8 protein-coding genes are annotated in these 8,972 nt (G+C 67.5%); 3 read left to right on the top strand and 5 right to left on the bottom strand.

Features of this window, described 5'->3' with window-relative positions:
- Positions 1-94 precede the first annotated feature (94 nt).
- A complete protein-coding gene (locus tag ACV22Z_RS30390; protein WP_448079940.1) occupies positions 95-1,042 on the top strand; it encodes an electron transfer flavoprotein subunit alpha/FixB family protein in 948 nt (315 codons plus the stop codon).
- A 21-nt stretch (positions 1,043-1,063) separates the two neighbouring features.
- The gene (locus ACV22Z_RS30385; RefSeq protein WP_448079939.1) at positions 1,064-1,921 is read left to right on the top strand and encodes an HpcH/HpaI aldolase/citrate lyase family protein; all 858 of its coding nucleotides are present in this window, start codon (positions 1,064-1,066) and stop codon (positions 1,919-1,921) included.
- A gap of 299 nt (positions 1,922-2,220) precedes the next feature.
- On the opposite strand, the gene ACV22Z_RS30380 is transcribed toward ACV22Z_RS30385, so the two are convergent.
- The 4 genes from ACV22Z_RS30380 to ACV22Z_RS30365 form a co-directional block, all read right to left on the bottom strand.
- Positions 2,221-3,603 (bottom strand): MFS transporter, encoded by a 1,383-nt coding sequence (locus ACV22Z_RS30380; protein ID WP_448079938.1) that lies wholly within the window; start codon positions 3,601-3,603, stop codon positions 2,221-2,223.
- Between the two features lie 72 nt (positions 3,604-3,675).
- Complete coding sequence (locus ACV22Z_RS30375) at positions 3,676-4,854, bottom strand: CaiB/BaiF CoA transferase family protein (protein ID WP_448079937.1); 1,179 nt, start codon at positions 4,852-4,854, stop codon at positions 3,676-3,678.
- A 12-nt stretch (positions 4,855-4,866) separates the two neighbouring features.
- Positions 4,867-6,027, bottom strand: a complete 1,161-nt coding sequence (locus ACV22Z_RS30370; protein WP_448079936.1) for an acyl-CoA dehydrogenase family protein — start codon at positions 6,025-6,027, stop codon at positions 4,867-4,869.
- Between the two features lie 31 nt (positions 6,028-6,058).
- Complete coding sequence (locus tag ACV22Z_RS30365) at positions 6,059-6,904, bottom strand: acyl-CoA dehydrogenase (protein ID WP_448079935.1); 846 nt, start codon at positions 6,902-6,904, stop codon at positions 6,059-6,061.
- 141 nt (positions 6,905-7,045) lie between these two features.
- Here ACV22Z_RS30365 and ACV22Z_RS30360 point away from each other — a divergent pair, with 141 nt between their 5' ends.
- Entirely contained in the window at positions 7,046-7,996 is a 951-nt protein-coding gene (locus ACV22Z_RS30360; RefSeq protein ID WP_448079950.1) for a LysR substrate-binding domain-containing protein, read from the top strand.
- Between the two features lie 27 nt (positions 7,997-8,023).
- On the opposite strand, the gene ACV22Z_RS30355 is transcribed toward ACV22Z_RS30360, so the two are convergent.
- Positions 8,024-8,956, bottom strand: coding sequence for a LysR family transcriptional regulator (locus ACV22Z_RS30355; protein ID WP_448079934.1), 933 nt, complete (start codon positions 8,954-8,956; stop codon positions 8,024-8,026).
- Positions 8,957-8,972: the final 16 nt, after the last annotated feature.

Below are 8,972 nucleotides of genomic sequence, written 5' to 3'. Positions count from 1 at the left end.
CCTGTGGTGACCACAAGGGCCACGGCCATTTGACACGATTGAAGCGCTTTGACTTCAAAACCCTTACTGAAGATACAAGAGGGAGCGGATAGAGATGACGATTCTGGTTATTGCCGAACACGACAGCGCGTCGATCAGGGCGGCGACACTGAACACGGTGGCTGCTGCGCACGAAGTTGCCCAATCCGTCGGCGGCGACATTCACGTGCTGGTTGCGGGTCACAACGCGCAAGCGGCTGCAGACGCGGCGGCGAAGATTGCTGGCGTGTCGAAGGTTCTGCTGGCCGACGCGCCGCAACTCGCAGCGGGCCTCGCGGAAAACGTCGAGGCAACCGCGCTGAACATCGCGAAGGACTATTCGCACATCCTGGCGCCGGCGACCGCCTACGGCAAGAACATCGCGCCGCGTATTGCCGCGAAGCTGGACGTTGCGCAGATCTCGGAGATCACGGCCGTTGTCAGCACCGACACGTTCGAGCGTCCGATCTACGCGGGCAATGCGATTGCGACGGTGCAGTCGAGCGACCCGATCAAGGTGATCACGGTGCGTGCGACGGGCTTCGATCCGGTTGCAGCGGAAGGCGGCAACGCAGCGGTCGAGAAGATCGAAGCGGCGGCGGACGCAGGCATTTCGCAGTTCGTGAGCCGCGAAGTGACGAAGCTGGACCGTCCGGAGCTCACCAGCGCGAAGATCATCGTGTCGGGCGGCCGTGGCCTGGGCAGCGGCGAGAACTACACGAAGGTGCTGGAGCCGCTGGCAGACAAGCTGCAAGCGGCACTCGGCGCATCGCGCGCGGCCGTCGACGCGGGCTACGTGCCGAACGATTACCAGGTGGGTCAAACCGGCAAGATCGTCGCGCCGCAGCTGTACATCGCGGTCGGGATCTCGGGCGCGATCCAGCACCTGGCCGGCATGAAGGATTCGAAGGTGATCGTCGCGATCAACAAGGATTCCGAAGCACCGATCTTCGGCGTGGCCGACTACGGACTCGAAGCCGACCTGTTTCAGGCGGTGCCGGAACTGGCCGATGCATTGCAATGACAAAACGGAGGCCGAACTGACATGACCCAGGACAGTCACCCGGCAGGCAACGGGGCGTTCTCGCCCCAGTCCTATCTGTTCGTGCCGGGCAGCCGGCCCGACCGCTTCGATGGTGCGTGCGCGAGCGGCGCCGACGCCGTCATCGTCGATCTCGAGGACGCGGTCGAACCCGCGCAGAAGGACGCGGCGCGCGCGACCGTCGCGGCGTGGATTGAACGCGCGCGGCCCGTGCTGGTGCGCATCAACGGCCGCGGCACGCCGTGGTTCGACGACGATGCGCGGCTCGCCGCACTCGACGGCGTTGCGGGCATCGTGCTGCCGAAGGCCGAGCACCCGGACGACGTGATTGCCGTCGTGTCGCGCGCGCAGCGCAAGGTGCCCGTGTTTCCGCTGATCGAGACCGCGCAGGGCATGTGGTCGGCGATGGAGATCGCCAAAGCGCCATGCGTGAAGCGCCTGATGTTCGGCACCCTCGATTTCATCGCCGAGATGGGCACCGACGACGATCGCGACGCGCTGAATCCGTACCGCGCGCATCTCGCGCTCGTGTCGCGCGTGGCCGGGCTCGACCAGCCGGTCGACGGCGTCACGCCCGACATTCATGACGCCGGGCGTCTGGCAGCCGATGCGCAGAACGGCAAGCGGCATGGCTTCGGTGCGAAGCTGTGCATCCATCCGAAGCAGATCGCGACCGTTCACGCATGCTACGGCCCCGACGAGCGCGACCTCGCATGGGCGGCGCGTGTGATCGATGCGGTATCGCACTCGCAAGCCGGCGCGATTACTGTCGATGGGAAGATGGTCGATCGCCCGGTCGTGTTGCGTGCCGAGCGCCTGCTGGCGCTTGCCGCGCATCGTCGCCCGACGGCGTCCGTGTAACGGTCGACGCCGCGCGCCGAGGACAGTGCGCGTGTGAAACATGACGATGACTCGCGCGCCCAATGTCCGACGGATTGCCTTGAAAAGCAAACGGGGCGCCGGCGTGAACTTCACCCCAGAGGTTGGACTTGCGTCCAACCTCTGGGGTGTTTTTCGTGAACCGCGTGGATATTCTGAACAGGTTCCAGCGTCAGCGCCGGGTGTTTCGTGACGAAGTACGATGAACGCTTCCGGCACCGACTCGTTCAGGCGTACCTGAATGGAGAGGCTGGTGTACAAGCACGCTTGCTCGGCGCGCCTCAGCGTGCGGTGCCGCGCGCGGCTTCCGGTGCAGCATCGCTCACCGTCGGCGCAATATCCTCCAGCGCGTGCCGGCTCGTTTCGATGCGCAGCAGCAAGATGCCGGCACACAACGCGACGAAGATCGCGCTGACCAGCGCGATCACGCCGCCGACGCCGAACGCGTGATACAGCGCGAGCGCGAGATACGGCGTCGCGATCGACGCGGCGCGGCCGGCCATGCCCGCGAAGCCCGTGCCGCGCAGGCGCAATTCGGTCGGGAACAGTTCGGGAATGAAGCCGAACAGCCCGAGCGTCGTGACCGTGTAGATGCTCGTGACGAGACAGAAGCCGACGATGATGATCGCCGCCGGTTCGTGCAGCGACACGTAGATCCAGCCGAGCACGATGCTGACGAGCGCCGCGGACATGATGCCTCGCGCGCGGCCGATCCGGTCCGCGATGAGATACCCGCACACGCCGCCGACCGGCGAGCCGATCGACATCAGCAGCACGAAGCCGAGCGACTTGACGATCGACAGGCCTTCGGACACGAAGAACGTCGGCAGCCACGCGATGAAGCCGTACAGCCCGATATTGACGGCAATCGCCGTCAGCGCCGCGACGAGTGCGCGGCTGCGCATGCCGGGCGCGAACAGCGCGCGCAGCGGCACCGCGCCGACATTCAGGTCGATGGTGCGCGACACGGGCGGCAGGGTGCCGACCTGCGACGACACTTCGCGCTCGATCGCCTGCAGCGTGCGTTCGGCTTCGTCGAGCCGTCCGACGGATTCGAGCCAGCGCGGCGACTCGGGCATCCGGTGGCGCAGGAACCAGACGACGAGCGCGCCGGCGCCCGCGATCGCGAACATGTAGCGCCAGCCGAGATTCGGAATCACCCAGTAGCCGATCGCGAGCGCGAAGAACAGCCCGCTGTTGATGATGATCGCGAGCAGCGACACCCATTTGCCGCGCGTGGCCGGCGGCACGAATTCCGCGAGCGTGCCGGCCGCGACGACGAGCTCGGCGCCGAGCCCGATGCCCATGATGAAGCGCAGCACGATCAGCCATTCGATGCTCGGCGCAAAGCAGGCGGCGATCGACGCGAGGCCGAAGATCGCCAGGTTGAGCTGATACGAATAGCGGCGGCCGAGCCGGTCGCCGATGTAGCCGGACAATCCCGCGCCGATCATCATCCCGACGAAGGTGGCCGAGACGAACGCGGCGCCCGTGCGCAGGTCCGCGAAGCCGCTTTTCACCATCGCGGCGACGGCGCCGTTGGCGAGGTACAGGTCGAATGCGTCGAGAAACGCGCCGCCCGCGATCAGGCCGAGGATCTTCCAGTGAAAGCGGGATACGGGCAAGCGGTCAAGCCGGCCGGCGGCGTTGACGATGGTTGTCATGAATGTCTCCTGATGGGGGAAAGAGGCCGGCGCTGCTTCTGCGGCAGCGTGGTCCGGCCGGAGTGAGCCTGCCTACACGACGCGCCGCTCCCGGAGTTGCGCGATGCCGGCCGGGTCGTAGCCGAGCTCGGCGAGAATCGCGTCGGTATGCTGTCCGAGCGCGGGGACGGGCGCCATGACCGGCTCGTCGCGCGAGGACTGGCCCGGCGGATACAGCGCGGGTACCGGTCCCGCCGCCGTGTCGACCTCGGTCCAGCGGCCGCGCGCACGCAGTTGCGGGTGTTGCCAGACCGCGCGCATGTCGTTGACCTGCGCGTTCGCGATGCCGGCCTCGTCGAGGCGGGCGACCACGTCGGCGGCGGTCAGTTCGGCGACTGCGCCGTGGATGATCGCCGCCAGCGCGTCGCGATTCGCGGCGCGCCGGCTGTTTGCGCAGAAGCGCTCGTCGGCCGCCAGATCGGGCTGCCGGATCACGATGTCGCAGAAGCGCTGCCATTCGCGCTCGTTCTGCAGCCCGAGCATCACCGTCTTGCCATCGCCGGCCGGAAACGGGCCGTACGGATAGATCGTCGCGTGCGATGCGCCGGTGCGGCGCGGCGGCGGCTGGCCGTCGAACGCGTAGTAGAGCGGGTAGCCCATCCACTCCACCATGCTCTCGAGCATCGACACATCGATGTGCCGTCCGTGTCCGGTGTGCTGCCGCTCGAGCAGCGCCGCGAGGATGTTGGTATACGCATACATGCCGGCCGCGATGTCGGCGATCGAGCAGCCGGCCTTCGCGGGCTCGCTGTCGGAGCCCGTGATGCTGAGAAAGCCCGACTCGCTCTGGATCAGCAGGTCGTACGCTTTCTTGTCGCGATACGGGCCGTCGGCGCCGTAGCCCGAGATATCGCAGACGATCAGGCGCGGATAGCGCGTGCGCAGCGTGTCGTAATCGAAGCCGAGCCGCTGCATCGCGCCGGGCGCGAGGTTCTGCACGAGCACGTCCGCATCGGCCAGCAACGTGTGGACGATGTCGGCGGCCTCCGGCTGCTTGACGTCGAGCGTCAGGCTCTCTTTCGAACGGTTCGTCCACACGAAATGCGACGCGAGCCCCGACACGCGCTCGTCGTAATTGCGGGCGAAATCGCCGCTGCCGGGGCGTTCGATCTTGATCACGCGCGCGCCGAGGTCCGCGAGCTGGCGCGTGCAGAACGGCGCGGCGATCGCATGCTCGAACGTAATGACGGTGATGCCGGCAAGTGGGCGCATGGCGCGTCTCCGTCAGAACGACCGCGGCAGGTCGAGGATGTGTTCGGCGACGTAGGACAGGATCAGGTTCGTCGAGATCGGCGCGACCTGATACAGGCGCGTCTCGCGGAACTTGCGTTCGACGTCGTATTCGCATGCGAAACCGTACCCGCCGTGGAACTGCAGGCAAGCGTTCGCCGCTTCCCACGATGCATCCGCCGCGAGCAGCTTCGCCATGTTCGCCTGCGCGCCGCACGGCTCGTGCGCGTCGAACCGGCGCGCGGCGTCGAAGCGCATCAGGCTCGCGGCCTCGACGTTCACGTACGCGCGCGCGATCGGGAACTGCACGCCCTGGTTCTGGCCGATCGGGCGGCCGAACACGACGCGCTCCTTCACGTACTGCGACACCTTGTCGATGAACCAGTAGCCGTCGCCGATGCATTCGGCCGCGATCAGCGTGCGCTCCGCGTTCAGCCCGTCGAGGATGTACCTGAAGCCCTGGCCTTCCTCGCCGATCAGGTTCTCGGCCGGAATCTCGAGGTTGTCGAAGAACAGCTCGTTGGTCTCGTGATTGACCATGTTCGGGATCGGCTGGATCGTCAGCCCGTTGCCGACCGCTTCGCGCAGATCGACGAGGAAGATCGACATTCCTTCGGATTTCTTCTTCACGTCGGCGAGCGGCGTCGTGCGCGCGAGCAGGATCATCAGGTCCGAATGCTGCACGCGCGAGATCCACACCTTCTGGCCGTTGATCACGTAGCGGTCGCCGCGCTTCTCGGCAGTCGTCCTGATCTTCGTCGTGTCGGTGCCGGTGGTCGGCTCGGTCACGCCCATCGACTGCAGGCGCAGCTCGCCGCTCGCGATCTTCGGCAGGTAGTGCTTCTTCTGCTCGGCGGAGCCGTGGCGCAGCAGCGTGCCCATGTTGTACATCTGGCCGTGGCACGCGCCCGAGTTGCCTCCCGAACGGTTGATCTCTTCCATGATGACCGACGCTTCGGTGAGGCCGAGGCCCGAGCCGCCGTATTCCTGCGGAATCAGCGCGGCGAGCCAGCCGGCCTTCGTCAGCGCGTTGACGAATTCGTCGGGGTAGCCGCGCGCCTCGTCGATCTTGCGGAAGTACTCGGCCGGGAACTGGCCGCACAGGTCGCGAACGGCGTCGCGAATGTCTTGATACGGATCGGTTGCGTGATTCATGAGGGGAATTCCGGGATGCATGGGGAGTGGATCAGGCAAAACGGACCTGGGCCGACATCGTCAGCCAGCCTTCGTGGTCCTTCGCCCAGAGCTCGGCTGTCCTGCCGTCGTCGGCCAGCCGGCCGCACAGCGTGAACGGATGGCCGAGAAATGTCGGGCGCACGGCCTTGTACGTGTAGTCGCGCACGACCGCGCCGGGCAGGCTGCGGGCCACGAGATCGAGCAGCAGCGTCGCGATCAGCGGCCCGTGCACGACGAGGTCGGGGTAAGCTTCGACCTCCTGCGCATAGCGCCGGTCGTAATGGATGCGGTGACCGTTGAAGGTCAGCGCGGAGTAGCGGTACAGCAGCGTTTCGGACGGCTCGATTTCACGCACCCATTGCGCGCCGTCGGGCGCCGGCACCGGCTGCGGAAGCGGTGCGCCGGGTTCGGCCGGCTCGCGATAGACGATGTCCTGCTCTTCCTCGATGCACAGCACGCCGTCCGATTCGACGCAATGCTGGACCGTCACGAACGCGAGGCGTCCGCTGCGGCCCGCCTTGCGTTCGACCGACAGGATGCGCGACATGCGCGTCGCCGGTGCGCCGATTGCAAGCGGTGCGGCGAAACGGAGCCGCCCGCCAGCCGCCATCCGGCGCGGCAGGCCGAGATCGGGCAGGAAGCCGCCCGTGCGCGGATGACCGTCGGCGCCGAGTTCCGACTGGCGTGCGACGGACCAGAAATAGAGCCAGTGCCAGAGCGGCGGCAGTGCATCGCCGGCGCGCGGCCGGGTGTCGTGGTCGAGGACCGCGGCCAGTGCGGCCGCCGGGGTGAGTGAAACGAGGTCGGTCGCGACCTCGGCGGCGCCGGTGCGAGCGTCGGACTGCGTAGCGTTCAATGCCGTCTCCGTGACTGGGCGTGCCAGCGGTTTGGAATGGGATGGAGACGACTGTAGGTGAAGCGGCGCCGCGCCGGAAATACCGATTGAATGTGCCGGTCATAGGGGTATCCTATGACTTTGCGCACGATCGGCACGGTCATGGATATCCGCCAGCTCCGCTATTTTGTGAACATCGTCGAATACGGGAGCCTCGGCAAGGCCGCCGAAAAGCTCTACGTCGCGCAGCCGTCGCTGAGCCAGCAGATCGCGAAGCTCGAGGACGACCTCGGCGTCGCGCTGCTCGTGCGCAGCCCGCAGGGCGTGAAGCCGACGGCGGCCGGCCAGGCGCTGTATCGTCACGCGCGGCTCGTGCTGCGCCAGATGGATCAGTTGCGGCAGGAAGTGCGCGCGGGCGCGGGCGGCGAATCCGGCACGGTCGCGGTGGGCTTTCCGACGACGATGACATCGATTCTCGCGATGCCGGTGTTCGAGCGCGTGAGCGCGCGCTATCCGGGCATTCGCCTGCAGTTCTTCGAAAGCATGAGCGGTTACATCAACGAACTGCTCGCGAACGGCCGGCTCGATCTGGCGATCCTGTTCCGCGAATCGAACACGACGGGCATCACCGCGATGCCCGTGCTCGACGAGGAGCTTTATCTGCTCGGCGAGCCGGGCGGCAGCGTGTCGCCGCGCGCGCGCACCTGCAGCCTGGCCGCGCTCGCGGGGGTGCCGCTGGTGGCGCCCGGCCTGTCGAACGGCCTGCGCCTGCTGATCGAGCGAACCTGTGCGCGCGAGGAAGTGCCGCTCAACATCATCGCGGACATCGATTCGCTGCCGATCTTGCTGTCGATCGCGCGCACGGGTGCTGCGTGCACGATCCTGCCCGCGTCGGCGCTGACGCTGTGGGACGAGGCAAGCCGCCCGAAGATGCGCCGGATCGTCGATCCCGAGATCCGCCGCCCGGCCAGCCTGTGCTGGTCGAACACGTCGCCCGTCAGCTCGGCCGCGCTGGCCGTGCGCGAGACCATCGTCGAGCTGATCGCGGAGCTGTCCGCGAAAGGCGCGTGGACCGGCATCACGCTGCGCGCGCCGGTCGAAGCGCCGGCGTGACGGCAGCCGGCGCGCGCGCCGCGCCGTTCATTCGGCGAGCCAGCGCGCGGCCGGCCACGCGCCGCGCTCGACCGCGTCCCGCATTTCGTCGACGAGTATCGCCGTGACCGCGCGTACGGCCGCGGCGATCCTGCGCGTGTTCGGCAGCGCGAGCACGATCGTGCGCTGCAGCCCCGGGTCGCTCAGCGGTGCCGCGCGAAGGTGCCCGCGCGCGACGTCGTCGGTCACGCAGATGCCGGGCAGGATCGTGTAGCCGTGTCCGCCGGCGACGAGCTGCTTCTGCACGTTCATCGAATTCGTTTCGGCCACCACATTCAGCCGCACGCCCGATCCCGGGCACGCCTGTTCGAGCAGGTTGCGGATCCCATGCGGTGCGCTCGGCAGGATCATCGGCCGACCCGTCAGCGTATCCAGCGCAACCGGCCGCTGCAGGTCGAGCGGCGCGCCCGGCGGACCGATCGCGTACAGGCTTTCCTCGAGCAGCGGGTGCGCCTGCAGCGTGGGCGTTGCTTTCGGGTTGTACAGCAGCGTCACGTCCACTTCGCCGGCGTCGAGCCAGTCGTGCAGATGGCCGGCATAGCCGACCGCGATCCGCAGGCTGACCGCCGGATGGCGGGCCTTGATCGCGCTCAGCAGCGGGCCGGCGAGCAGGTCGGCCGTGCTCGGCAGCAGGCCGACCGTGACGACGCCGCGGATTTGCGCGTCCGATGGCAGGATCTCGGCGCGCGCGCGATCGAGTTCGAGCAGCGCGCGGCGCGCGTGCTCGACGAGGATTTCGCCCGACTCCGTCAATTCCATCCCGTAGCGGCCGCGGTCGAACAGCGCGGCGCCGATGTCTTCTTCGAGCAGCTTCAGCTGGCGCGACACGGCCGGCTGCACGAGATGCAGCGCTTCAGCCGCGCGCGTCACGCTGCCCGTCTCGGCCACCGCCAGCAGTGCGCGAAGTTGCTTGATATCCATGCGATCCCTCGAGGTG

This window comes from Burkholderia sp. PU8-34 (genome assembly GCF_053427725.1).
The sequence above is the reverse complement of the archived record's forward strand: the minus strand, read 5'-3'. Positions and strand labels throughout refer to the sequence as shown.

Excerpts from the sequence above, each read along its gene's own strand:
- ACV22Z_RS30385 (WP_448079939.1), top strand. The coding sequence starts at position 1,064 with ATGACCCAGGACAGTCACCCGGCAGGCAACGGGGCGTTCTCGCCCCAG.
- ACV22Z_RS30390 (WP_448079940.1), top strand. The coding sequence starts at position 95 with ATGACGATTCTGGTTATTGCCGAACACGACAGCGCGTCGATCAGGGCG.
- ACV22Z_RS30355 (WP_448079934.1), bottom strand. The coding sequence starts at position 8,956 with ATGGATATCAAGCAACTTCGCGCACTGCTGGCGGTGGCCGAGACGGGC.
- ACV22Z_RS30375 (WP_448079937.1), bottom strand. The coding sequence starts at position 4,854 with ATGCGCCCACTTGCCGGCATCACCGTCATTACGTTCGAGCATGCGATC.
- ACV22Z_RS30370 (WP_448079936.1), bottom strand. The coding sequence starts at position 6,027 with ATGAATCACGCAACCGATCCGTATCAAGACATTCGCGACGCCGTTCGC.
- ACV22Z_RS30360 (WP_448079950.1), top strand. The coding sequence starts at position 7,046 with ATGGATATCCGCCAGCTCCGCTATTTTGTGAACATCGTCGAATACGGG.
- ACV22Z_RS30380 (WP_448079938.1), bottom strand. The coding sequence starts at position 3,603 with ATGACAACCATCGTCAACGCCGCCGGCCGGCTTGACCGCTTGCCCGTA.